Genomic DNA, 22,725 nt, shown 5'->3' on the forward strand with positions numbered 1-22,725 from the left:
GGCTCGGCCCCTCGTCCCGCCCATGGTGGTGCTGCCCGTGGCCAGGAGCGCGGTCACGGGCACGCATACGGCCTCCAGCCCCGGAGGTACGTCTCCCGCGTATGCACCGCGGCCTCCGCGTCCGTGAGCCGGGGCCGGTTCTCGGGTACCGAAATCACCGCGCCCGGACCGGAGTTGGCGTACTCGCCAAAGCGCATGGTCTGCCACGGGTACGCCTCACGCATGTTGGTGTACGGCGTCACCGCGTCGATGCCCGGCCCCAGCCAGGTGTCCCTGACGACCAACGAGGGCCAGGCGGTCGTCTCGTACGACGGCACCCAGGGCCGCGCGATCTTGTACGCCCCGTCCTCGGCACCGGATGTGACCCGGCCGCGCACGGCGAGGAATCCGTAGGGGTTCGCGCGGGCCGTCGAGGGGGCGAAGACCATGCCCTCGGGTTTGAAGGACACGTCCCGGTCCAGGGTGTGGAAGTGGCAGTGCTCGAAGACGGCGGTGGCGCGCCCGAACACGAAGTCCACATCGCCCTCGATGTAGCAGTCGCGGTAGTACTGCCGGTCGAAGGCGTCCAGCGCGGTGGTGTCCGCGAACAGCGTGTCCTGGTGGGCCAGCAGGCGGACGTCGTCGAAGTGCGAACGATCACCGGTGACATACGCGGCGACGGCCTGCGTGCCCGTGATCTCCGGGTGGTCCGCGCGCAGCCAGTCGTTGGCGATGGTCAGCCCGCGTACGGTCAGGCCGGGCGCCGCCGAGGTGAAGGTGGCGGAGCCCGCGGTGCCGTAGGTCGTGCCGTCGGGCTTCTTCGTGCCGTTGGCGTTGTCGTAGACGATCACGGCGTCGCGGGGGTCGCGGGTGGCACCGCGCAGGGTCAAGTTCCCTTTGTCGGCGGGTATGTTGACAACCTCGCGGTACGTCCCCGGGTGCACGACGATCGTCCAGCCGGCGCCGTCGACCGCGTCCACGGCGGCCTGGACGGAGCCGCCGGGTCGGACGTGGCGGACCCGGCGGCGGGCGTCCGCGAAGGCGGGGGTGGCGCCGGCGGCCACGAGGCCGCCGGCGATCCCGGCGAGCAGCGTGCGTCTGCGCACGTCAGCATGCCTTCCACGGCGCCCAGTCGCCGAGGTAGGCCCCACGGGTGTGCGCCGCGGCCTCCTCGTCCGTCAGCTGGGGCCGGTTCTCGGGGACGGTGATCTCGGCGCCGGGGCCGGTGTTGCCGTACTCGGCGAAGCGCTGGTCCTGCCAGGGGTGGGCGTCGCGCATGTTGGCGTAGGGCGCGACCGCGTCGATGCCGGGGCCGAGCCAGGTCTCCCGGACGGTGAGCATGGGGCGGGCGGTGGCGCTGGAGCTGGGCACCCAGGGGCGGGCCACCTTGTAGTAGGTGTCGGGGGCCTCGCTCGTCACCCGGCCGCGCAGGACCAGGTAGCCGTACGGGTTGGCGCCCTCGGTCGAGGGGGCGAAGACGAAGCCGTACGGGGCCGAGGAGAGGTCCGTGCGGTTGAGCGTGCGGAAGTGGCAGTGCTCGTAGACGGCCGTGGCCCGGCCGAAGACGAAGTCGACGTCGCCCTCGACGTAGCAGTGGGAGAAGTACTGGCGGGCGAAGAGGCTGGAGGAGTTGGAGTCGGCGTACAGGGTGTCCTGGTGGCCGAGGAAGCGGCAGTGGTGGAAGGCCGAGCGGTCGCCCTGCACCTTGATGGCGACGGCCTGGGTGCCGCTGATCTCGGGGTGCTCGGCGCGCAGGAAGTCGTTGGCGAAGGTGATCCGGCGGGCGGTGAAGCCGTCCCCCCGGACGGTGGTGGTGGCGGAGCCGGTGGTGCCGTAGTTGCCGGAGCCGTCGGGCTTCGGGGTGCCGGCCGCGTTGTCGTAGACGATGACGACGTCGCGCGGGCCGTCGCCGGCGCCGAGCCAGGTCATCTCCGTGCGGGAGCGGTCGACGGAGACCGTCTCCCGGTAGGTGCCCGGCGCGATGACGAGGGTCCAGCCGCTGCCGGTCGCGGCGGTCACGGCGGCCTGGACGGAGGTGTGGTCGCCCCGGCCGTGCGGGTCGACGTACAGGGTCTGTGCGTTCAGGCGCGCGGCCGGGGAGCCGTGGCGCCCGAACGGGCGCCGTGCGGCGGCTCGCGCGGGGGTGGGCGCGAGGCCGAGGGCGGCGCCGGCACCGGCGGTCGCCAGCAGGAAACCCCTTCTGGACAGGGGAAGTCGGGGGCGGGGCGAGGCCATGCGGGTGCTCCTTCGCAGTGCGGGACGTTCTGGGGGTGGTGTCGGCTGTTTCCTCGCCGTGGGGGGTGCGGGGCCGGGGCGGCGGTGCGCCCCGGCCCGGTGGTGCGGCAAGCGGCGTCGGGGAAGTTCGGGTGTGTTCCCGCGCCCGCCGCGGCAGCGGCTCGTGTCGCCGCCGGTGCGTGCTCTCGGCGTGCCGGACGCAGGTCCTCGATGGGGTCCCCCCCCCCGCTCGAGCGAAGCCGAGAGTGGGGGAGGAGCTACTTGGGCCTTTGGCCGGTGCGGCGAGTGGGGGTCCCCCTCTGGGGGAGCGTGCCGGGCGGCGTGGGGGCGTGCCCGAACTTCCCCGGGGTCGCTCAGGTCAGCACACGCGGCCGGCGCCCGCGCGGTGGTCGACGATCCACGGGATCGACCGCGGCGGGTGGACCTGGGTGCGCAGGGTCGGCGTCCAGCCGGCGCCGGACCGGAGGGTCTCCTCGGGGATCTCCGCGTTGTGCACGGCGATCAGATCGGTGAGCTTGCCGTTGACGTAGTTGTTCTCGGCGGTGAGCGGCTCGTCGTTCCACCTCTTCAGCGTCTTGGCGGCGCTGACCCCGGGCGTCAGCGAGAACGCGTTGTCCGTGGCGTACAGGTGGGAGGCGATGCCGATGCCGAAGGTGTAGCCGTACTTCTGGCCCTTGGTCACGGCGAAGTGGTTGTTGTAGACGTCGACCTCGCCGAACCGGACGCGCGGCGCACGCTCGACGATGCCCTCGAAGCGGTTGTGGTGGAGCGTGACCTTGAGCTTGCCCTCGTCGGTCGCGCCGGCGCTGTTGCTGTTCCCGATCAGCATGGTCTTGTCGTGGTCCTCGAAGGAGTTCCAGGACGCCGTCACGTAGTTGGCGCCGCGCACGATGTCGAGCAGGCCGTCGTGCTGCTGGTAGGTCTTGCCGAAGTAGGTCGGCAGGGAGCTGTCGGGGTAGCGGCCGTCGGTGAGCGTGTTGTGGTCGATCCACACATGGGTGGCGCCGTAGACGACGACGGCGTCGTACTCGGAGTTCCAGGCGCCGGTGTTGTTGTCGTCGGTCGGGTCCCACTGCGGGAAGCAGTCGATCGGGGCCTCGATGGTGAGGTTGCGGACGATGACGTTGTCCACGGCCCGGATCTGGAGGCTGCCGCCGAGGATCCCGGAGTTCTTGCCGACGCCGACGATGGTGGTGTTGGCCGGGACGTTCGCCTTGATCGCCTTGTCCTGGTTGTCGGCGGACGCGTCCCGCAGGTCCTCCTGGGGCCCGCTGACCGGGTTCTCGTAGCCCCAGACGGCGGGGTCGTAGTCGGCGAGGTACTGCTGGAAGTCGTACCCCTCGGCCTCGAACGCCTCGCACCCGGCGGATACGGCGTCGATCATCCCCTTGACCTTGATGATCTTCGGCGCCGTCCCGCCGTCCTTCAGCGCGGCTCTGAACTCCTCCCAGGTGGTGACGGTGTAGACGTGCTCGGCGTCGGCGTCCGCGCCGCCCGTGGTCCCGGCCCCCTGCGAGGCCCACCCGTCGTTCGCGGCGAGGGTCTCACGACCGAGGTCGCGCCCTTGGGCCTGGGCCTGGGCGGAGGTGGTGGTGACGGTGAGGACTAGGGCGGTGCAGGCAAGTACGGATGTCATGACATGGGCATGCCAGTAACGAGAGCGCATGGGGATGCGGCTTCCTTTCGAGCAAGGGGAGATTGGGGCGCGCCCCTAAGGGGCGCGGGGCTGTGGCAATGTGCGGCTCCGCCGCGTGGGCGCGACCAGCCGCATACGGCCTCAGCTAAAAAACCGGCCTGCAACGGAGCGCTACGCCTCAGGCCAACTGATCCACGACTCCGGGATCTCGTCCTCAAGCCGACAGACATCACGCGGCAGGAGAACCCTCCGCCGCAACAACTCGGAGACCACCAGCCGGGCCACGGCAATGGCCCCCGGCGGATTGAAATGCGTGTTGTCCTGCTCGGTCTCGGTCCAGTTGAAGTACTTCTTGGTCTCCTCGACCCCGAGCTCCTGCCACAGCGCCATGGACAGCGCGTGGATGTCGAGGAGGGCGACCCCCTCGTCGGCGGCGAGCGCACGCATGGCCGCCGGGTACTCCCCATGGCTCGACCGCGCGTTGCCGTTCGCGTCGAACCGCCGGCGCTCCACGGGGGTGGCGAGGACCGGCCGGGCACCCCGGGCGCGGGCGCCGTCGATGTACTGGCGCAGATGGTCCTGGTAGGTGGTCCAGGGCTCGGTGTAGCGGGTGGGGTCGGCGGACTTGGAGTCGTTGTGGCCGAACTGGATGACCAGGAAGTCCCCGGGCCGAATGGCTTCAAGTATGGCGTCGAGCCGGCCCTCGTCGATGAAGCTCTTCGAACTCCGGCCGTTCACGGCGTGGTTGGAGACCTTCAGGTCCCGGTGGAGGAAGAACGGCAGGGCCATGCCCCAGCCGGTCTCGGGCGCGGCGTCGGCGTACTTCTGGGCGGCGGTGGAGTCGCCCGCGATGAAAAGGGTGCGCGCTCGGCGCGCTGTCGTCGCGGCGGATGCGGGTCCCGTCGCGGCGACGGCGAGGGGGACGGCGGCGAGGGCCGCCGTGGTGACCTGTCTGCGGGTGAGGGTCACGACGGTGTGCCTTTCAGGTTGACAATTCAGATGATTCCGGACGGTTCCTCATACTTTCGGGCGTGGGGGGTGGAGGGACCGGCGGCGGGGCGCGACGTGCTGTCCGCCGCCGGTCCTGTTCTGTGCGCGTGTGGAGTCAGCGGGCCGGGGTCAGCCCTTCTGCTCGTCCCACTCCGCCTGCGCGTCGTTGAGCTGCTCGGCCATGGTGTCCAGGAAGTCCTTGGCGCTCATGTCGCCGATGAGGACCTTCTGGAAGCTCGGCTCGTTGTCGGCCTTGGACAGGGTGTTCCAGTCCGGCAGGTAGTACGGCAGCTGGACGATCGAGGTGGAACCGTCGTTCAGTGCCGTGGCCGCGAGCTTGGTCGGCTCGGCCTCGCCGATCCACTCGTCCTGGGCGGCCTCCGTGTTGGACGGGATGGCGCCGGCGGACTCGTTCCACTTGGAGTTCGACTCGTGGGAGGCGGCGAACTCGATGAACTTCCAGGCGGCGTCCTTGTTCTTGGAGCTCTTGAACATGCCGAGGCCGTCGACGGGGTTGGAGACCTGGACCCGCTTGCCGTCGGGGCCGGTGGGCTGCGGGATACCGCGGAACTTGTCGGTGCCCAGCGCCTTCACGTGGTCCTGGTAGGAGCCCAGGTTGTGGTTCAGCATCCCGATCGTGCCGGAGTCCCACTGGGCGACCATCTTGGTGAAGTCGTTGTTGAGGTCGGCCGCGGGGGTGACCCTCTTGAACAGGCCGGCGTACTTCTCCAGCGCCTCGACGTTCTTCGGGTCGTTGAGGGTGGTCTTCTCACCGCTCTCGTCCCAGAAGGACGTGATGCCGGACTGCCCGTACATCGCGTCCAGCGCCTGCGCGATGGAGCCGGCGCCGCCGCGGATGGTGTAGCCGAACTTGTTGTTCTTGGCGTCGGTGAGCTTCTCGGCGGCGTCGTAGAACGCGTCCCAGGTGGTCGGCTCGTCCAGCCCGGCCTCGTCGAACAGGTCGGTGCGGTAGTAGAGGACGCCGTTGTTGGCGGAGGTCGGGATCGAGTACATGTCCTCGTCGGAGCCGCCGGCCACCTTCACCGACTCGACCATGGCCTCGTTGAGCTTGCCGTTCAGGGACGACCCGGCGAGACGGTCCTGCAGTGGCTCCAGCGCGTCCTGGGCGGCGATCCCGGCGAGCATGGCCGCGCCGACCCCGCCGACGTCCGGCAGGCCGCCGCCCTGGATGGCGGTGTCGTACTTGGACTGCACCTCGGTGGAGGCGACGCCGACGTACTCGACGTCGATGTCCGGGTTGGCGTCCTCGAAGTCGGCGATGATCTCCTGCCAGATGTCGGTGCGGACACCGCCGTTGTTGTCCCAGAAGACGATCTTGCCCGTGCCGCTGCCTTCGGCGCCCTCTTCGCCGCCCGCGCCGCTGCCGTCGTCACCGCAGGCGGTGGCGGTCAGCGCGAGCGCGGCGCTCAGGGCGACGGCGGCCGATACGCGGCGCCCGCCTGTGGTGCTTCTGCGAATGCTGATCTTCATTGGTCGGCTCTCTTCTTCTGGATCCAACGAGGGTTTGTGAAGTTGTGGGGGGGGTTGCGGGCCGCCGAGCGGACTCAGCGACGGTCGGTGTGCGGAGCCCAGCCGTCCGTTCCCGCGAGGTACCTGGCGACCGTGTACGTGTCCGCGTCCGCGTCCGGCAGCTGCGGCCGGTCGGCGGTGACGCCCGCGCCCGGCCCGTAGGTGCCGTACTCGGCGAAGCGCGCGTCCTTCCACGAGAAGCCGCTCATGTCGGTCCACGGAGAGGACTTGACCGCGGCGGGCAACTCGGTGTCGCGGAAGAGGACCTGGGCGATGGCGTCCGGCTCGCCGCCCGGGTGCCAGGGCCGACCGAGGTGGAAGGTCCCGGCGGGCGCGTCGCTGACGACCTCCGACTTCGTGATCAGGAAGCCGTACGGGTTGTTCTTCCAGGTCGAAGCGGCCGTGATGTAGCCGTTGTTGCTCGTCGACCCACGGCTGAGGGCCTTGATCACGGAACGCTCGATGACGGTGGTCGCGCGTCCGTAGATGAAGTCGACATCGCCCTCGATGTACGAGTCGCGGATGTAGACCCGGCTGATGACGTCCAGCTTGGGGCTGTCCGTCATGAGGGTGTCCTGGTTGCCCAGGAAGGCCGTGTCCTCGAAGACGATCCGGTCGCCCCTCGTCTTCATCGCCAGGGCCTGCTCGCCGTTCAGCTCGTGCGCGGCCTCGTCGAAGTCGTTGCTGAAGGTGAGGTGGCGGGCCGTCACGTCGCCGGCGTCGATCCGCACGGTGGCGCTCCCGGTGGAGCCTCCGAACGCGGCGGGCGTGTCGTAGACGATGACGGTGTCGGAGCGATCTTGTCCAGTCCCCTGCAGCACCAAATTCGGCTTGTTCGTGGGGATGTGGACCTTCTCGCGGTACGTGCCGGGCGCGATGCGGATCGTGACCGTGCCGTCGTTGCCGGAGGGCACGGCGTCCACGGCGGCCTGGACGGCCGGGTAGTCGGCGGGCACGTTCAGCACGGTGTTCGTGCCGAGCTGCTTCTGCGGCCCGGAGAAGCGGCTGACCAGCGCGGGGACGGCGGCCGCCGGGTCGAGCCGGTAGTCGTAGAAGTCCTTCGGGTCGAAGGCAGCGCCCCACTCGTCGTGCCGCCCGCTGGTGTTCTTCAGGATCGACCCGCGCTCCACCAGCTCGGCGGTGTCGTCGGCCTGGTAGGGATGCTGGACACCGTCGTAGTAGCTGTTCTCGATCACCATCCTGGTCCGGCCGCGCGACCAGCTGGCGTATGTCCACGTCGGGTCGCCGTCGGCCGGCTGCTCGGAGAAGTAGTTGTTGTACAGGTGCGCGTAGGCGCAGTTGTCGGCGGACGGGTTGCGCTGTTTGGTGCCCCGGAACCAGTTGTGGTCGAGGGTGAGCTGTGTCCTGACGTTCGAGGTCCAGCCGATGCCGAGGGTCTTGTTGTTGTTCTCGAAGCGGTTGTAGGAGACGGTGACGTACTCGCTGTCCTTGCGGATGTCGAGCTGCCCGTCGCAGATGCGCGAGAAGCGGTTGTGGTCGATCCAGACGTGGTGGACGGTGTCCATCTGGATGCCGTCGAAGTCGGTGTCCTTGCAGTCCCAGTCGCCCTCGACCGCCGAGTCCCGGATCGTCAGGTTGCGGATGATCACGTTGCTGGTGCCGGGGTTGAGGTGCAGCTCGCCGTGGACGATCTCGCCGGTACGGCCGACGCCGATGATCGTCTTGTTCGAGGCCACGACGATGTCCGACCCGAAGGGCTCGACGTCGATGGCCCCGGAGACGCGGATGACGTACGGCTCCTCGGCCGCCGCGTACGCCGCCAGCGAGGCATGGTCGGTGACGGTGACCACCTTGCCGCCCGCGCCGCCGGTGGTGCCCCCGGCGAGGGAGGCGAAGCCATGGGGCTTGTCGCTCCGGCTCCGGTGCGACTCGGGGCCGGGCCCGGTGGCCTCGGCGGACCCGGCGGCCTCGGCGGCCTCGGCGGGGGTGAACGCCCCGATGACGAAGGAGGCCACCAGGGCGGTGACGGCGGCGAGGGTTCTCCCTCTGCCCGGCAAGCGCTTGCTACGGAGGTGCGTCATTGCGGCTCCCAACAGGCGTACGACGACGTGGTGTCAGGCGGTCGTGGTTCTCGTGGCGGTGATGCGGAACTGCGTGAACGTGGCCGCCCCGGCGTGTCCCGCGCCGGTGGGCGCGACCGCGAAGAGGCCGAGCAGGGCGCCGACCCAGCGCCAGGGGGTGGCGGCGAAGACCTGGCCGGAGGGCTGCCACCCCTGGCCGTCGCCGACGTCGGCCGAGAAGCTACAGCGCGCCCCGGCCCCGATCTCGATCCGCAGCCGGGCCGTCCCCCCGGGCGCCGGCCGAGGATGCTCGGCGTCCCGCTCCCGATCGGCGACCCCTTCCGCGAACCGGTGCACCAGGTGCATGCTCCCGTCCGCGCCCCGCTGGAGCCCGATCCAGCTGAACGCGTCCCCGAGCACCGCGAACCCGGCCCGCGCCCCCGGCTCCTCGCTGTCGAGCCGCAGCTCCACCTCGGCCGAGCACGACATCCCCGGCAGCCGCTGGGTGAGCACGTTCGGCAGCTTGCGCAGATCGTGCGCGTCCACGGTGCGTACGCAGGCCAGCCGCAGCCCGTCCCCGGAGTGCTCGGTGGCCCACCCGTGCTCCGGGTTGGCCGTCCACTGCCACTGCCGGCCGTACCGCCCACCGGGGAAGTCGTCGTCGGTCGCGGGCGCCGCGAGCGGCTGCGGCGGCAGGTCCGGCTTCCGGTGCTCGGCGACGGGGGCGCCCTCGTCGCCGAGCACGGGCCAGCCGTCCGGTCCCCAGCGCATCGGCTGGAGGTGCACGACACGGCCGTACGCGCCCCGCTGCTGGAAGTGCGCGAACCAGTGCTCGCCGGTCCGGGTGCGCACCCAGCCACCCTGGTGCGGCCCGTTGACCTGGGTGTCCTTCTGCTCCAGGGCGATCCGCTCCTCGTACGGCCCGAAGAAGCCGCGTGAGCGGAAGACGCCCTGCCAGCCGGTCTCCACGCTCCCGGCGGGGGCGAAGATCCAGAACCAGCCGTCGTATTGGTACAGCTTGGGGCCTTCGAGGGTGAACCAGCCGGGTATCCGGTCCGCGTCGACGATCACCTTGCCCTCGTCGAGCAGTCCGGTGCCGTCGGGCCGCATACGGTGCCCGGTGAGACGGTTCTTGATGCCGGAGCGGGACTTGGCCCAGGCGTGCACGAGGTACGCCTCGCCGGTCTCCTCGTCCCACAGCGGGCACGGGTCGATGAGCCCCTTGCCCTCCTTGATCAGGTGCGGCCGGGTCCAGGGGCCCCGGATCGCGGGGGCGTTGACCTGGAAGACGCCCTGGTCGGGGTCGCCCCAGAAGATCCAGAACCGGTCGTCGTAGTGCCGGAGCGAGGGTGCCCACACTCCGCAGTCGTGCCGGGGCGTCCTGAACTCGGTGGCCGGTTCCAGGCGACCGAGGGCGTGGCCGACCAGCGTCCAGTTGACCAGGTCCCGGGAGTGCAGCAGGGGAAGACCCGGGACCCGGCCGAAACTGGACGCGGTCAGGTAGTAGTCGTCGCCGACGCGCAGGAGGTCAGGGTCGGACCAGTCGGCGTTCAGCACCGGGTTGCGGTAGGTCCCGTCTCCGAGGTCCGGGCCGATGATGCTCATGGGCTCACCGCCTTCCGTACGAGCGCCGCCGCCTCGGCCCGGTCGAGCCGGCCGTCGGCGACGACGGTCACGATCCGGCGCACGGCGGTCTCCCCCGGCTCGATCGGCAGCCGCTCCTCGTGCGCGAGGGAAGAGCCGACGCCCGGGTACTCCTCGGCGCGCACGAACCACGGGTCCCGGCGGGTCCGTTCGGTGGCCCCGGCGAAGACCAGCGTCCAGGTGGTGCCGGCGAGGGCGAGCCAGTCGGCGCGGGTGCCGTGTACCGCTGACTCGCCCTCCGTCCCGGCGGTGAACACCCTCGGTGCCGCAGCCTCCTTGCGGGCGCGCCAGAAGAAGCCGCCGTAGGCCGCGCCGGGGCGCCCGTTGGTGGCCGGACTGCCGATCGACAGCTGGCCGGTGGTGGTGTTGGTGAGCGAGAACGTGAAGTCCAGCGCCCAGGCGGACTCGGTGAGTTCGGTGGCCGCGACAGTACGGCGCTCACGCAGCAGCTCCCGGTGCGCGGCCGTCCAGCGCAGTTCCTCGACGAAGCCGTCGGGGTCCCGCAGCTGGAAGGCGGAGTGCCGCTGGGCGCCGTGGTTGTCGAGCTCGGTGGGTCCCTGATCGCGGACGAAGGTGCGCCCGCCCCAGAAGTTGTGCCCCTCGACGTCGGGAACGGCGACACCGACGCCGAGGTGGTGAATGTGGTCGGCCGGGCTGAACTCCGTGACGGCCGTACCGGACAGGGTGGTCACGGGGTGCAGATAGGGGCGGGGCGCGAGCCGGTCCGGCAGTTCGGGCCGGGTGATGTAGCGGCCGACCGGGCGGCCCGCGACGCGCAGGACCAGGGAGTCGTGGTTCATCCTGTGCTCACCTCATTCGGCAGAGCTTGGGAAGAAGCGCTCGGAGTGGCTTCGGGCAGCGCCCAGGAGGCGCCCAGTTCGGAGTAGAGGGCGAGGGTGTCGGCGGCGGCCGCGACCAGACCGTCGATGCCGTGGACGATCCGGCGGTTCTCCCCCGGCACGCGGTGCCAGGCCTCGGCGGGGAGCGCGAGCGGGTCCGGGGCCTGGCGGATGGCCTCGACGACCTTCATGAAGGCGCCGGTCGCGTCGGGGGTGACCAGCAGTTCGGTGCCCTCGGTGAGATGGGCGACGAGGTTCTCCAGCAGGTCCGTACGGCCGTACTCGATCTCCTCGGGGCCGTGTCCGGCCCGCTGTACGAGCACGCGGTCCTGCTTGTACCAGAAGGTGATCCGGCCGCTGGTGCCGTGGACGACGACGTACGGCTCGTCCGGGTGCTCGGCGCACAGGGTCGCGGCGACGGTGATCCGGCCGCTGTGCGCGGTGGTGACGCGCACGCACGAGGTGTCGTCGGACTCGATGTCGTTGGCGCGCAGCAGCTCGGTCTCGATCTCGGCGACGTCCTCGGCGCGGGTGGAGCCGTCGAGGGCGAGCGCGGTGGCGACGGCGTGGGCGAGGGGGTTGGTGAGCGCCCCGTCGATCACGTCGACACCGTTCAGCCGCCGCTTGCCCGCCCAGGGCGCCCGCCGGTAGTACGCCTCGTCGCGCGCCCAGGCCCCGCCGCCGCCGATGCCGACCACCGTGCCGAGCAGGCCCTCGGCGACCATCGCCCGGATCGCGGGCACGGCGTGCGAGCCGAGCGACTGGAACCCGATCTGGCAGGCGACCCCGGCCGCGGCGACCCCGTCGGCCATGCGGCGGAACTCGGCGTAGGAGGGGGCCGGCGGCTTCTCCAGCAGGAGGTGGACGCCCTTTTCGGCGGCGGTGAGCGCCAGGTCGGTGTGGGTGGGGATGGGCGTGCAGATCACGGCGACGGCGGCGCCGGTGGAGTCGAGGAGGGCGCCGAAGTCGGCGGACTGCTCGGGGGTGCACTCGGGGGTGCCGAGGCCCTCCAGCTCCTCGTCGGTCAGCGGGCTCAGCTCGCAGACGCCCGCCAGCCGTACGAGCCCCTTCTCCTGAAGGCGGCGGATGTTGGCCAGGTGCCAGCGTCCGTGGCCGCGCGCACCGGCCAGGACGACGGGCAGAGGCAGGTCGTAAGAGGTGGTCATGGAATCCTCCCGGCGCCCGCGCCCCGCGCGACCTCGCGGTCCGCCCGCCGGGCGCTGTCGATCTCCCCGTGCAGCGTGGGCGTCCAGCCGACATCCGCCGTGAGGTCGCGCTCGCTTCCGGAGTTGTACGCGTTGTAAACGGCCAGCAGGTCGACCGGGTAGCCGTTGAAGAGGGTGCCGGTCTGGTGCAGGGCCGTGCCGTTCCAGCTCTTCACCAGGTCGGCGACCTCGACATGGCCGGGCGTGGTGAAGGCGTTGTTCTCGGCGTACACGGCGGACTCGGTGCCGATGCCGAGGGAGTACCGGTAGTCGTGGGCGTCGGCCGGGACGACGTACCGGTTGTTGTAGAGGTGCACCTGCCCGAAGCGGACGCGGGGCGCGCGCTGGACGAGGTTGTCGAACTCGTTGTGGTGCAGGGTGACCCGGAGCTTCCCGCGGTCGCCGGTGGCCGAGTCGCTGTTGCCGATGAGCATCGCCTTGTCGTGGCCGGTGAACCGGCTCCACGACACGGTGACCAGGTCGGATGCGTTGGTGATGTCCAGCAGGCCGTCGTGGCGCAGGTAGTTGCGGGCGTAGTAGGTCGGCTCGTCCTCGTCGGGGTGGCCCTTGTCGCTGACGGTGACGTGGTCGATCCAGACGTGGGTGGCGCCGCGCAGCCAGATGTTGTCGTACGCGGTCTTCCAGTCGCCCAGGCCGCCGGAGTTGGGCTGCCAGACGGGGAAGCAGTCGTAGGCGTCGCGGAGTTCGAGGTTGCGGACGATGACGTTGTCCGCGCCCTTGAGCTGGAGGCCGGCGCCCTTGAGGACGGCTGAGGAACCGAGCCCGACGATGGTGGTGTTGGAGCCGACGGCCAGTTGGACCCGTTCGGCCTGCCTGGCCGCCGACGCCTGCCGGGCCTCCTCCTGCGGGCCGCTCGGCCTGGCGGAGCCCCAGGTGCGCGGGTCGTACGCGGCGAGATACTTCTTCAGCTCGTAGCCGTCGGTCGCGTAGTCCTCGCAGTCCAGCTTCTTCCCGTCGTCGGTGGTGTTGGCGTCGATCGTCCCGGCGATGCGGATGATCTTCGGGGTCGCGCTGCCGCCGTCCAGGGCGCGGACGAGCTCGCTCCGGTTCCGTACGGTGAAGACGTGGTCAGCGGCGGCGGTGGAACCCCCCGTGGTACCACCGTCGGCCGCCGCCCAGCCGTCGTTCGCGGCCAAGCGGGTCCGGGGAAGTGAGGGTGCGTTCCCGCGTCGTTCGGTGCGTGCTCTCGGCGTGCCGGACGAAGGTCCTCGTAGCGGAGCTACTTGGGCCTTTGCCCGGTGCGGCGAGAGTGCGTGCCGGGCGGCGTGGGGGCGTGCCCTCACCTCCCCGGGGTCGCTCAGTGTGTCGCGGCTGATGTCGCGGGACTCGGCCCCCGCCGGAGTGCTGAGGGTCAGGCCCAGCAGCCCGGCCACGGCGATCAGTTGGACTCTTCTCATCCCTTCACCGCCCCTGCGCTGAAGCCGGTGATCAGCCACTTCTGGATGAAGGCGAAGACGATGACGACGGGTACGGCGGCGATGATGCCGCCCGCGGCGAGCGCGCCCAGGTCGACGCTGTCGGCGCTGAGGAGGGTGTTGAGGCCGACGGGGATGGTCTGCTTGCCCTGGTTGTTGAGGAACATCAGGGCGAACAGGAAGTGGTTCCAGGAGTGCACGAAGGCGAAGGAGCCGACGGCGATCAGACCGGGCCGCAGCAGCGGCAGCACGACCACCCGGAAGGCGGTGAACCGGTTGCAGCCGTCGACCCAGGCCGCCTCTTCCAGTGAGTACGGGACGTTCTTGATGAAGTTGCTGATGAGGATGATCGACAACGGCAGCTGGAACACGGTCTCGGCGAGGATGACGCTGCCGAGTGAGTTGATCATCTGCAGCTCGGCGAAGATCTGGAACAGCGGCACCAGGAGCAGCGCGCCCGGCACGAACTGGGAGCACAGCAGCGCCAGCATGAACGCGTTCTTGACCTTGAAGTCGAACCGGGCGAGGGCGTAGCCGCCGGCGAGGGCGACGACCGTAGTCATCACCAGGGTGGCGACGCCGACGAGGACGCTGTTCTGGAAGTAGACGCTGAAGCTTCGCTCGTTCCACACCTTCTCGAAGTGCACGGACGTCATCGGCCAGGGCACGAGCGAGGTCGACCCGGCCGGGCGCAGCGCGAAGAGCAGGATCCAGTAGAAGGGGACGAGGGTGAAGACCAGGTAGACGGACAGGGGGAAGTAGATCTGCCAGCGCGGTACCTCGTCCCAGGAGCGGCGGGTCTTGCGCGGCCGCGGCGGGGGTTCCTCGGCGGCGGGGGCGAGTCGCATCGGGACGATGGTCTCGGGGGCCTTGGTGGTCACTTGGACTCGCCTCCGAACTTGCTCAGCCGCAGATAGACGATCGAGCAGAAGAGCAGGATCACGAACGCGACGGTGGTCAGGGCCGACGCGTAGCCGAAGTTGTGGGCGTCGACGCTGGTGTTGGCGACGTAGAGCGGCAGGGTCGTGGTCACGCCCGCGGGTCCGCCGCCGGTCAGGGTGTAGAGCAGGTCGACGTTGTTGAACTCCCACACCGCGCGCAGCAGCGTGGACAGGATGATCGCGTCCTTCAGATGCGGCAGCGTGATGTGGAAGAACTGCCGGAAGCGGCTGGCGCCATCGACCTCGGCTGCCTCGTAGAGGTCCTTCGAGATGGACTGGAGGTCGGCGAGGATGAGGATCGCGAAGAAGGGGACACCGCGCCACAGGTCGGCGACGATCGCGGCCCAGAAGACGGTGCCGGTGTCCGACAGCCAGCTCGTGCCGTACGCGCCGATGCCCATGTCGGCGAGGTAACGGGTGATGCCGGTCTGGGAGTTGTAGAGCAGCACCCAGATCGCGGAGGTCAGCACACCGGACACGGCCCAGGGCGAGAAGACCATCGCGCGTCCCAGACTCCGGCCCACGAAGGTCTGGTTGACGATCAGCGCGAGGGCGAGACCGAAGAGCAACTGCAGTCCGACCTCGACGACCACCCACTTGGCGCTGAAGACCAGAGTGTCCCAGAACAGCGGGTCCTCGGTGAAGGCGTGGACGAAGTTGTCGAAGCCCGCGAAGCCGTTACGCCAGGGCTTGGTGGGGTTGTAGTGCTGCAGGCTGTAGTAGAAGACGCTGATGACCGGGTAGGCGATGAAGCCCAGCATCAGCAGGGCTGCCGGAGCGATCAGCAGGTACGGGAGCCTGCGCGGGGTCGCGGAGGCACGGCGCCGCCGGGGTGGCCTGGGCGGTTTCGCCACGGCTGCGGCTTGGGCCATGACTGTTCTCCGTTTCTCATACGTGGTGCGTTCTGGTGCGTCTCGTGCGGGGAAGCGCTTTCCGTATCAACGTGCGAGATTCCGGCCGTCCTGGGATCGACCGTGGGGTGGTACCGCGTTCAGCCCGCGTACGGGTCCTGCACCTTGCCCGGCCGCGCGAGGAACTCGAAGTCGCAGCCGGTGTCCGCCTGGGTGATCTGTTCGTTGTAGAGCGCGCCGTAGCCGCGCTCGTACCGCTCGGGCGGCGGCGTCCAGTCCGCCCTGCGGCGCTTCAGCTCCTCGTCGTCCACGTGGAGCTGAAGGGTCCGTGCCTCGACGTCGAGCGTGATCGGGTCCCCGGTCCTGACCAGGGCGAGCGGCCCGCCGACGTACGACTCCGGTGCCACGTGCAGCACGCAGGCGCCGTAGCTCGTGCCGCTCATCCGGGCGTCGGAGATCCGCACCATGTCCCGTACGCCCTGCTTCAGCAGGTGGTCGGGGAGGGGCAGCATCCCGTACTCGGGCATGCCCGGACCGCCCTTGGGTCCGGCGTTGCGCAGCACCAGCACGCTGTCGGCGGTGATGCCCAGCTCCGGGTCGTTGATGGTCCGCTGCATCGTCCGGTAGTCGTCGAAGACGACCGCGGGGCCGGTGTGCTTGAGCAGGTGCGGTTCGGCGGCGATGTGCTTGATGACCGCGCCGTCCGGGCAGAGGTTGCCGCGCAGCACTGCGACTCCGCCTTCGGCCGCGACCGGGTTGTCCCGGGTGCGGATGACGTCGTCGTCGTGGACGAGCGCGCCGTCGAGCTGTTCGCGCATCGTGTCGTACGACACCGTCGGCCGGTCGAGGTGGAGGAGGTCGGTGATCCGGGACAGGAACCCGGGGAGCCCGCCCGCGAAGTGGAAGTCCTCCATCAGGTATCTCCGGCCGCCGGGGCGGACGTTGGCCAGTACGGGGACGGTCCGTGCGATGCGGTCGAAGTCGTCGAGGGTGAGTGCCGCCCCCGCCCGTCCGGCCATGGCGATCAGATGGATGACGGCGTTCGTGGAGCCGCCGAGGCCCAGGACGGTCGTGACGGCGTCCTCGAAGGCCTCCTGGGTGAGGATGTCGGACAACTTACGGTCCCGGCGGACGAGTTCGACGATCCTGAGCCCCGAGGCGGCGGCCATCCGGTCGTGCCCGGAGTCGACGGCGGGGATGCTCGACGCGCCCGGCACGGTGACGCCGAGCGCCTCGGCGGCGGCGGTGAGCGTGGAGGCCGTACCCATCGTCATGCAGTGACCGGGCGAGCGGGCCAGACCGCTCTCCAGCTCCTGCATCTCGCAGTCGCCGATGAGCCCGGCGCGCTTGTCGTCCCAGTACTTCCACATGTCGGTACCGGAGCCGAGGACCTCGCCCCGCCAGTGCCCCGGCAGCATGGGTCCGGCAGGCACGAAGACGGCCGGCAGGTCCACCGACGCGGCCCCCATGAGCAGCGCGGGCGTGGACTTGTCGCAGCCGCCCATCAGCACGGCGCCGTCGACCGGGTACGAGCGCAGCAGCTCCTCGGTCTCCATCGCGAGCATGTTGCGGTAGAGCATCGGGGTCGGCTTCTGGAAGGTCTCGCTCAGCGTCGACACCGGGAACTCCAGCGGGAACCCGCCGGCCTGCCACACACCCCGCTTGACCGCCTGCGCCCGGTCGCGCAGATGGACGTGACAGGGGTTGATGTCACTCCACGTGTTGAGGATGGCGATGACCGGCTTGCCCAGGTGCTCCTCGGGCAGATAGCCGAGCTGGCGGGTACGGGCGCGGTGGCTGAAGGAGCGCAGGCCGTCAGTCCCGTACCACTGGTGGCTTCTGAGTTCTTCGGGGCCCTTCTCGTGTGCGTACTCGGGGTTCGTCATATGGACCACCCGGCGGCTATGGCGGCGACCTCGGCCCGCTCGTCCTCGGGCAGCGGCTTGCTCGGCGCGCGGACGTCGCGGCGGCACAGCCCGAGGGAGGCGAGGGCCTCCTTCACCACGGTCACATTGTTGGCGGAGGCGTCGGCTGCGCGGAGCTCCTCGAAGCGGCGGATCTGCTCCCAGACCTTCATGGCGGCCGGGTAGTCGCCGGATCGAAGCGCTTCGATCATGTTCAGCGAAACGGACGGGGCGACGTTCACCAGCCCCGAGGTGAAGCCGGTGGCGCCCGCCGAGAAGTACGAGGGCGCGTACGGCTCGGCGAGACCGGCGACCCAGACGAAGCGTTCGAGACCCGCGTCCCGGGCGAAGGCGGCGAAGCGGGCGGCGTCCGGGACGGCGTACTTGACGCCGATGACGTTCGGGCAGGCGTCGGCGAGTTCGGCGAGCCGGGCGCCGTGCAGCTGGGCGTTGCGGATGTACGGCACGACCCCCAGCTCGGGCACGGCCGCCGCGATCGCCCGGTGGTAGTCGACCCAGCCGGCCTGGGAGACGTACGGGTGGACGGGCTGGTGGACCATCACCATCTGCGCGCCGGCCTCGCGGGCGTGCCGCGCGGTGGCCACGGCGGTCGGCACGTCGTGCCCGACCCCGACCAGGATGACGGCCCGGTCGCCGACCTCGTCCATGGTCAACTCGGTGACGAGCTGCCGCTCTTCGGGGGTCAGGGCGTAGAACTCACCCGTGTTGCCGTTCGGCGTCAGGGTGCTGATCCCGCCGTCGAGCAGGCGACGCAGCAGGGCCCGGTGGGCGCCCTGGTCGACGGTGCCGTCCTCGGCGAACGGTGTCACCGGGATCGCCACCACGTCGGCCAGGGCCGCCCGTTGGGTCTCGAACGTCACGCTGCTCATTGATGACCTTCCTCTTCGTGGGCCTCGGGTGCGCCCGCCCCGGCTTCCGGGACCTCGGCCTCGGGGAAGGCCCGGTGGACGAATGACGCGATGTGCGCGTGCAGGGCGACGGCGGCTCCGTCGGCGTCGCCTTCGAGGGCGAGCCGCAGGATCTCCTTGTGCTCGGCGGCCTCCCGCTCCCAGGAGGGGTTCGCGGCCCAGGCCACCGCCGAGACCAGCGCCGCCTGGTCCCGCACCTCGTCGAGCATCCGGCCGAGCAGCGGGTTGCCGCACGACACGTACAGGGCGCGGTGGAACTCCCGGTTGGCCAGGGAGCGTTCGGCGGTGTCGGCGGCCTGGTCGGAGCGGGTGAGCGCGTCACGCGCCGCGTCCAGCGAGGACCCGCGCCGCACGGCCCGCCTCAGGGCCTCCGGCTCCAGGAGCAGCCGTACGTCGTAGACCTCCCGCGCCATGTCCGCGTCCACCATGCGCACCGTGACGCCCTTGTACTGGCTCATCACGACGAGCCCGGTCCCGGCCAGCGTCTTCAGCGCCTCGCGCACGGGCGTCTTGGACACCCCGAACTGCGCGGCCAGCTCGGTCTCGACCAGTGCCTGACCGGGCGTCAACTGCCCGGTGAGGATGCGGTGTTTGATCCCCTCCAGCACGTACTGCGTGCGGGACGGGATCGGCATGGGCACAGAGGTCATGCGCGCCTCTCGGGGTCACGGAGGCTCCAGGGGCGGAGCCTCGCGTATCTGATCTCGCGTATCGCGTCTCATATATGACGTACGAAGTACGACGCGTTGAAGGTAGGAGGGGCGTGGTGTTTCGTCAATGCTTCTGTCAAAAGAAGTTGAAGTGACGCCGGGACGCGCCCTCAGACGATCACGGTGGCGCCTTCACGAGCGGCCTCGGCCGGCCCTCCGAACGCGACAGCGGCCCGCTCGGTCGCCTCCTGCCGCGTGAGTGTCGGCCCCACATGCGTGACCAGCAACCTGCTCGCGCCCTTCGCGTACGCACCCGCGTCCTCCGGCGTCAGATGCACCCGCTCTTCGCCTTCGCGATGCCGGTCGATGTCCGCCTCGCAAAGAAACACGTCCGCCCCGCTCGCCAGTTCGGTCAGCGCCTCGCACGGCCCACTGTCCCCCGAGTACGCGAGAACCCGCCCCTGACACTCGGCGCGCAGCCCGTACGCCTCACTGTCGTGGGCGACGGCGCGGGAGGTGAGGCTGAGGTTCCGGTGCCGGACGGTATGGCCGTCGCACAGGGGCCGGAAGTCGAAGACGCCGCTCAGGAAGGTGGCATCGGGCCGCCCGAAGAACCCCGCGAGCCGCTGCCCGCAGTCGCCGGGCGCGTAGACGGGAAGCGGCGCGGACAGGGTGAGCCCGCCGTACGCGAACCCGTAAACGGCGGCCAGTAGGTCGGCACTGTGGTCCGCGTGCAGATGCGAGATCCAGATCGCCGTGAGCCGCGTGGGATCCGTGTGCCGCTGCAACTCGGCGAACGTCCCGAACCCGGCATCCACCCACACCTCGGCGCCGCCGCCGCGCAGCAGATAGCCGGAGCAGGGCTGCCCCGGCCCCGGGTGCGGGGACGCGGTTCCGAGGACGGTGAGGGTGAGGGGCATGCGGGGAGCGTACGGGACCGGTCCGTACGGCCGCCGGTGTCAGTCGCCGAAGAGCTCCTGCGCGCGCGTGACCTCCCAGGCCCGGTCCAGCAAAGCGCTGAGCTCTTCGTAGTCATGGCAGGACAGCACACGCTCACGCACACCGTCCGGGACCTCCAGCCCACGCCGCTCCAGCACCATGAGCACAGACAACGCCCGCTCCTCCTCACGGGCCTCCTCACGGACCTGCTGGGCTGCCGCGGAACGGTAGAAGATCTTCGTGGTACTCATCAGTTGTCTCCAGATCTCGACGGCTTCGGAGCCCGTGAGGCCGGCCTCCACGTACTCGGCGTAGACCACCGATTCGTCGGGGTCCATGTCTTTGAGTTCCTGGGCCAGTGCGGTCAGTATGCCAGCGTTCGCCGGCCGGCGACCATGAACCAGACTGGACAGCACCCACAGGGCGATGTCGCCGCGCGCCTCGTCCGCGCTGCTGATCAGCGGCACGCTGGTCGGACCGAGGACCAGCGGCTGGGCAACGAGCGAGGGCCGCTCCGGGAAACCCGAGGCGATCGGCTGTGCGGCCCACCGCTCGGTCACCGGTTCGTCGGTGAGCACGATCAGCACGGCGTCGGCGTCGTATCGCTCACCGAGATACGCCAGGTAGTAAGGCCACGAGCGACGCTTGTCCGGGTCGGGTTTCCCCTGGGATTCCAAGGCCACGACGTAGCGTGTCTTCTCCGTGTCCAGTTGGAACAGGGCGTCGACCCGTCTCTCCACCGGCAACAACTCGGTAGTGACGGTGTCTAGCGGTGTGATCTCCAGGACCGGTCCAACGGAGAGACCGAGCAGGCCCTGCATCGAGGTGACGAGCAGCTCGGTGTCCTGCTGGAACACCTGGTGCAGGGATTCGTGGTGCGCACTGACGGGCATGTCGCCGACGGTATCCACGTGCCCGAAGCGGGGCGGCCGAACGCACCTGCATCCCCCGAACGAGTGATCACCGGCACTGTTGCGGGCGCTACGGCGTCCACTCCGGGTCCCGGCCGCTCAGGCCGATCGCGCGGTCGAGGAGGGTCGCGTCGTCCGGTACGGGTACGACCGGGCCGAAGATGCCGTCGCCCCGACTCGGGTCCTCGGCCGCGGCGGCGAGGAAGCCGTGCGCTGCCTCCAGGGCGGCGGGGTCAGGATCGTACGGCTGGCCGGTGGCGCGAGCGAGGTCCCAGGCGTGGACCACCAGCTCGTCGGCCGCGATCACCCCGGCGACGGCGCCCGGAAGGTCCACGCCGCCCGCGCGGGTCTCACCCGTCCAGGCGGCCGGGTCACGCCAGGCCTCGGCGAGCTCGTCGAGGGCCTTGAGCAGGGCTGCGCGCCAGCCGGCGTCCACGTCGGGTACGGCGGTGTCCGGGCTGGTGTCCGTGGTCGGGCCAAGGTCCTTGCGTCCGGCGTCCCGGAACGCGACCGCCAGTCCGAGCAGGTGCCCCAGGAGGTTGCGCACCGCGTACTGGGGGCATGGGGTCGTGTCGCCGAGCTGCTCGTCGCGTACGTTCTCCGCGAGGCGCGCCACGATCCGGGCCTGCCGTCCGAGGTCGAGAGTGGTGTCGGTCATCCGGTGCTCCTCAGCGCTGAGATCCCTTTCAGTGGTAGACCGAGGGCGCACGGGAAACTCATCGCTCGCCGCCTGGCTCACGGGACTCGTCGGGATCCGTAAGGCACCTGCCCGATCCCGAGGGCCCGGCCTTACGGCCACGATCCCGTCCCATGACATGGACAGTGACGCGTGTCCTCGGGGGCCGCAACGCGGGGCTGTACCTGGCCGGAGTGGTGGTCTCGGGCTTCGGGTCGACGGCGATGGGGCTGGTGGCGGGCATCTGGGTCAAGGACCTGACGGGCTCGAACGGCCTGGCGGCCCTGTGCACGTTCGCCCTCTGGGCTCCCCTGCTCTTCGGCCCCCTGCTCGGCACCCTCGCGGACCGCACCCGCCGCCGCCCGCTGCTCATCGGGACGAACCTGGGCCTGGCGGCCCTGCTCCTGATCCTCTTCCTGGTGGAATCGCCCGATCGGCTCTGGCTCCTCTTCGGGGTCCTCCTGGTGTACGGGGCCACGGGCGTCGTCCAGGACGCGGCCGAGTCCGCCCTGGTCACCGCGGCCGTGGACACGTCACTCCTGGGCGACTTCAACGGCCTGCGTATGACCGCCAACGAGGGGATGAAGCTCGTCGCGCCCTTGGCCGGAGCAGGCCTCTACACGGCGTACGGCGGGGCGAGGGTGGCGCTCCTGGACGCGGTCACGTTCGCTCTGGCGGCAGGCCTGTACGCACTCGTGCGCGTCCGCGAGCCCCGCCCGTCGCCGCCCACCACGGGATGGCGCGCCCGGACGGCCGAGGGCGCCCGCTATCTGTGGGCCCACGAGCGGTTGCGTCCTCTGGTCCTGGCCGCCGGTACGGCCATGCTCCTCTCCGGCGTCAACGGCGCGCTGATCTACGCGGTGGTCGACGCCCTGGGCCACTCCCCCACGTACACCGGAGTCCTGTCCGTCGCCCAGGGCATCGGCTCGGTGGCCATCGGCCTGGCCACGGGCCCGCTCCTGCGGCGCTTCGGTGAACGCCGTTTCGCCGCGTACGGCATCGCGCTCACCGCCGCCGGCGTGGCGCTCCGCGCGATCCCCGACGACACGGTGGCCCTGGTGTGCAGCGCGGTGATCGGGGTCGGCCTGCCGTGCCCCCTGATCGCGGCCCTCACCACGGTTCAGCGGGAAACGCCGGGCGACCTGCTCGGCCGCGTCGCGGCCACAGCCAACACGCTCGTGTTCGCCCCGACCGTACTGGGGATCGCGATGGGCGCGGCCCTGGTCGAACTCGTCGATCACCGGGCGCTGTTGGCGGCGCTGGGGCTGCTGTGCCTCGTGCCGGCGTCGCGGGTCGGGCGTCAGGACAACAGCAAGGGCATGTCCCAGCCGGAGTCCGCGCGGGAACCGTAGGTGTCCAGGGCCAGGGCCCCCGGCGGTGGGGCAGGACACGTCGCCTGCCCCACCAGT

19 protein-coding genes are annotated in these 22,725 nt (G+C 70.4%); 1 reads left to right on the top strand and 18 read right to left on the bottom strand.

Annotation, left to right across the window (positions count from 1 at the left end; translation table 11 throughout):
* Positions 1–53: 53 nt before the first annotated feature.
* From ACWD3C_RS07885 to ACWD3C_RS07970, 18 genes are all read right to left on the bottom strand, one after another.
* Positions 54–1,085: a pectinesterase family protein gene (locus tag ACWD3C_RS07885; RefSeq protein ID WP_451141235.1), complete on the bottom strand. Its 1,032-nt coding sequence runs from the start codon at positions 1,083–1,085 to the stop codon at positions 54–56.
* A gap of 1 nt (position 1,086) precedes the next feature.
* The gene (locus ACWD3C_RS07890; RefSeq protein WP_451141237.1) at positions 1,087–2,214 is read right to left on the bottom strand and encodes a pectinesterase family protein; all 1,128 of its coding nucleotides are present in this window, start codon (positions 2,212–2,214) and stop codon (positions 1,087–1,089) included.
* Positions 2,215–2,572: 358 nt separating this feature from the next.
* Positions 2,573–3,880 (bottom strand): pectate lyase family protein, encoded by a 1,308-nt coding sequence (locus ACWD3C_RS07895; RefSeq protein ID WP_451141239.1) that lies wholly within the window; start codon positions 3,878–3,880, stop codon positions 2,573–2,575.
* A gap of 141 nt (positions 3,881–4,021) precedes the next feature.
* Complete coding sequence (locus ACWD3C_RS07900) at positions 4,022–4,819, bottom strand: rhamnogalacturonan acetylesterase (RefSeq protein WP_451141241.1); 798 nt, start codon at positions 4,817–4,819, stop codon at positions 4,022–4,024.
* 150 nt (positions 4,820–4,969) lie between these two features.
* Positions 4,970–6,331: an ABC transporter substrate-binding protein gene (locus ACWD3C_RS07905; protein WP_451141243.1), complete on the bottom strand. Its 1,362-nt coding sequence runs from the start codon at positions 6,329–6,331 to the stop codon at positions 4,970–4,972.
* A 74-nt stretch (positions 6,332–6,405) separates the two neighbouring features.
* Positions 6,406–8,412, bottom strand: a complete 2,007-nt coding sequence (locus ACWD3C_RS07910) for a pectinesterase family protein (RefSeq protein WP_451141245.1) — start codon at positions 8,410–8,412, stop codon at positions 6,406–6,408.
* A gap of 33 nt (positions 8,413–8,445) precedes the next feature.
* Complete coding sequence (locus ACWD3C_RS07915) at positions 8,446–9,996, bottom strand: glycoside hydrolase family 43 protein (RefSeq protein WP_451141247.1); 1,551 nt, start codon at positions 9,994–9,996, stop codon at positions 8,446–8,448.
* Entirely contained in the window at positions 9,993–10,835 is an 843-nt protein-coding gene (locus ACWD3C_RS07920; protein WP_451141249.1) for a DUF6807 domain-containing protein, read from the bottom strand. The genes ACWD3C_RS07915 and ACWD3C_RS07920 overlap by 4 nt, the downstream gene beginning before the upstream one ends.
* The gene (locus ACWD3C_RS07925) at positions 10,832–12,040 is read right to left on the bottom strand and encodes a Gfo/Idh/MocA family protein (RefSeq protein ID WP_451141251.1); all 1,209 of its coding nucleotides are present in this window, start codon (positions 12,038–12,040) and stop codon (positions 10,832–10,834) included. Before ACWD3C_RS07925 ends, ACWD3C_RS07920 begins: the two co-directional genes overlap by 4 nt.
* Positions 12,037–13,497: a pectate lyase family protein gene (locus ACWD3C_RS07930; RefSeq protein WP_451141253.1), complete on the bottom strand. Its 1,461-nt coding sequence runs from the start codon at positions 13,495–13,497 to the stop codon at positions 12,037–12,039. Before ACWD3C_RS07930 ends, ACWD3C_RS07925 begins: the two co-directional genes overlap by 4 nt.
* A complete protein-coding gene (locus ACWD3C_RS07935) occupies positions 13,494–14,363 on the bottom strand; it encodes a carbohydrate ABC transporter permease (RefSeq protein WP_451141428.1) in 870 nt (289 codons plus the stop codon). The genes ACWD3C_RS07930 and ACWD3C_RS07935 overlap by 4 nt, the downstream gene beginning before the upstream one ends.
* A 29-nt stretch (positions 14,364–14,392) precedes the next feature.
* On the bottom strand, positions 14,393–15,328 hold the full coding sequence (locus ACWD3C_RS07940; RefSeq protein WP_451141255.1) for a carbohydrate ABC transporter permease: 936 nt from the start codon (positions 15,326–15,328) through the stop codon (positions 14,393–14,395).
* A 119-nt stretch (positions 15,329–15,447) separates the two neighbouring features.
* On the bottom strand, positions 15,448–17,193 hold the full coding sequence (gene araD / locus ACWD3C_RS07945) for an L-arabinonate dehydratase (protein WP_451141257.1): 1,746 nt from the start codon (positions 17,191–17,193) through the stop codon (positions 15,448–15,450).
* Positions 17,190–18,101, bottom strand: a complete 912-nt coding sequence (locus tag ACWD3C_RS07950) for a dihydrodipicolinate synthase family protein (RefSeq protein WP_451141259.1) — start codon at positions 18,099–18,101, stop codon at positions 17,190–17,192. The genes araD and ACWD3C_RS07950 overlap by 4 nt, the downstream gene beginning before the upstream one ends.
* Positions 18,098–18,790: a GntR family transcriptional regulator gene (locus tag ACWD3C_RS07955; RefSeq protein WP_451141261.1), complete on the bottom strand. Its 693-nt coding sequence runs from the start codon at positions 18,788–18,790 to the stop codon at positions 18,098–18,100. The genes ACWD3C_RS07950 and ACWD3C_RS07955 overlap by 4 nt, the downstream gene beginning before the upstream one ends.
* A 170-nt stretch (positions 18,791–18,960) precedes the next feature.
* Complete coding sequence (locus ACWD3C_RS07960) at positions 18,961–19,710, bottom strand: MBL fold metallo-hydrolase (protein ID WP_451141263.1); 750 nt, start codon at positions 19,708–19,710, stop codon at positions 18,961–18,963.
* A 39-nt stretch (positions 19,711–19,749) separates the two neighbouring features.
* Positions 19,750–20,622 carry a hypothetical protein gene (locus tag ACWD3C_RS07965; RefSeq protein WP_451141265.1) on the bottom strand — a complete coding sequence of 291 codons (873 nt, stop codon included), beginning with the start codon at positions 20,620–20,622 and terminating at the stop codon, positions 19,750–19,752.
* 88 nt (positions 20,623–20,710) lie between these two features.
* The gene (locus ACWD3C_RS07970; protein WP_451141267.1) at positions 20,711–21,298 is read right to left on the bottom strand and encodes a TIGR03086 family metal-binding protein; all 588 of its coding nucleotides are present in this window, start codon (positions 21,296–21,298) and stop codon (positions 20,711–20,713) included.
* 152 nt (positions 21,299–21,450) lie between these two features.
* Between ACWD3C_RS07970 and ACWD3C_RS07975 the strand changes: the two genes are divergently transcribed.
* The gene (locus ACWD3C_RS07975) at positions 21,451–22,668 is read left to right on the top strand and encodes an MFS transporter (RefSeq protein WP_451141269.1); all 1,218 of its coding nucleotides are present in this window, start codon (positions 21,451–21,453) and stop codon (positions 22,666–22,668) included.
* Positions 22,669–22,725 lie beyond the last annotated feature (57 nt).

The organism is Streptomyces sp. NPDC002845 (assembly GCF_053591955.1).

Bases quoted from the DNA above. Each gene is read 5' to 3' on its own strand.
- ACWD3C_RS07890 (WP_451141237.1), bottom strand. From the start codon at position 2,214: ATGGCCTCGCCCCGCCCCCGACTTCCCCTGTCCAGAAGGGGTTTCCTG.
- ACWD3C_RS07895 (WP_451141239.1), bottom strand. From the start codon at position 3,880: ATGCGCTCTCGTTACTGGCATGCCCATGTCATGACATCCGTACTTGCC.
- ACWD3C_RS07905 (WP_451141243.1), bottom strand. From the start codon at position 6,331: ATGAAGATCAGCATTCGCAGAAGCACCACAGGCGGGCGCCGCGTATCG.
- ACWD3C_RS07910 (WP_451141245.1), bottom strand. From the start codon at position 8,412: ATGACGCACCTCCGTAGCAAGCGCTTGCCGGGCAGAGGGAGAACCCTC.
- ACWD3C_RS07915 (WP_451141247.1), bottom strand. From the start codon at position 9,996: ATGAGCATCATCGGCCCGGACCTCGGAGACGGGACCTACCGCAACCCG.
- ACWD3C_RS07920 (WP_451141249.1), bottom strand. From the start codon at position 10,835: ATGAACCACGACTCCCTGGTCCTGCGCGTCGCGGGCCGCCCGGTCGGC.
- ACWD3C_RS07925 (WP_451141251.1), bottom strand. From the start codon at position 12,040: ATGACCACCTCTTACGACCTGCCTCTGCCCGTCGTCCTGGCCGGTGCG.
- ACWD3C_RS07930 (WP_451141253.1), bottom strand. From the start codon at position 13,497: ATGAGAAGAGTCCAACTGATCGCCGTGGCCGGGCTGCTGGGCCTGACC.
- ACWD3C_RS07935 (WP_451141428.1), bottom strand. From the start codon at position 14,363: ATGCGACTCGCCCCCGCCGCCGAGGAACCCCCGCCGCGGCCGCGCAAG.
- ACWD3C_RS07940 (WP_451141255.1), bottom strand. From the start codon at position 15,328: ATGGCCCAAGCCGCAGCCGTGGCGAAACCGCCCAGGCCACCCCGGCGG.
- araD (WP_451141257.1), bottom strand. From the start codon at position 17,193: ATGACGAACCCCGAGTACGCACACGAGAAGGGCCCCGAAGAACTCAGA.
- ACWD3C_RS07950 (WP_451141259.1), bottom strand. From the start codon at position 18,101: ATGAGCAGCGTGACGTTCGAGACCCAACGGGCGGCCCTGGCCGACGTG.
- ACWD3C_RS07955 (WP_451141261.1), bottom strand. From the start codon at position 18,790: ATGACCTCTGTGCCCATGCCGATCCCGTCCCGCACGCAGTACGTGCTG.
- ACWD3C_RS07960 (WP_451141263.1), bottom strand. From the start codon at position 19,710: ATGCCCCTCACCCTCACCGTCCTCGGAACCGCGTCCCCGCACCCGGGG.
- ACWD3C_RS07965 (WP_451141265.1), bottom strand. From the start codon at position 20,622: ATGCCCGTCAGTGCGCACCACGAATCCCTGCACCAGGTGTTCCAGCAG.
- ACWD3C_RS07970 (WP_451141267.1), bottom strand. From the start codon at position 21,298: ATGACCGACACCACTCTCGACCTCGGACGGCAGGCCCGGATCGTGGCG.
- ACWD3C_RS07975 (WP_451141269.1), top strand. From the start codon at position 21,451: ATGACATGGACAGTGACGCGTGTCCTCGGGGGCCGCAACGCGGGGCTG.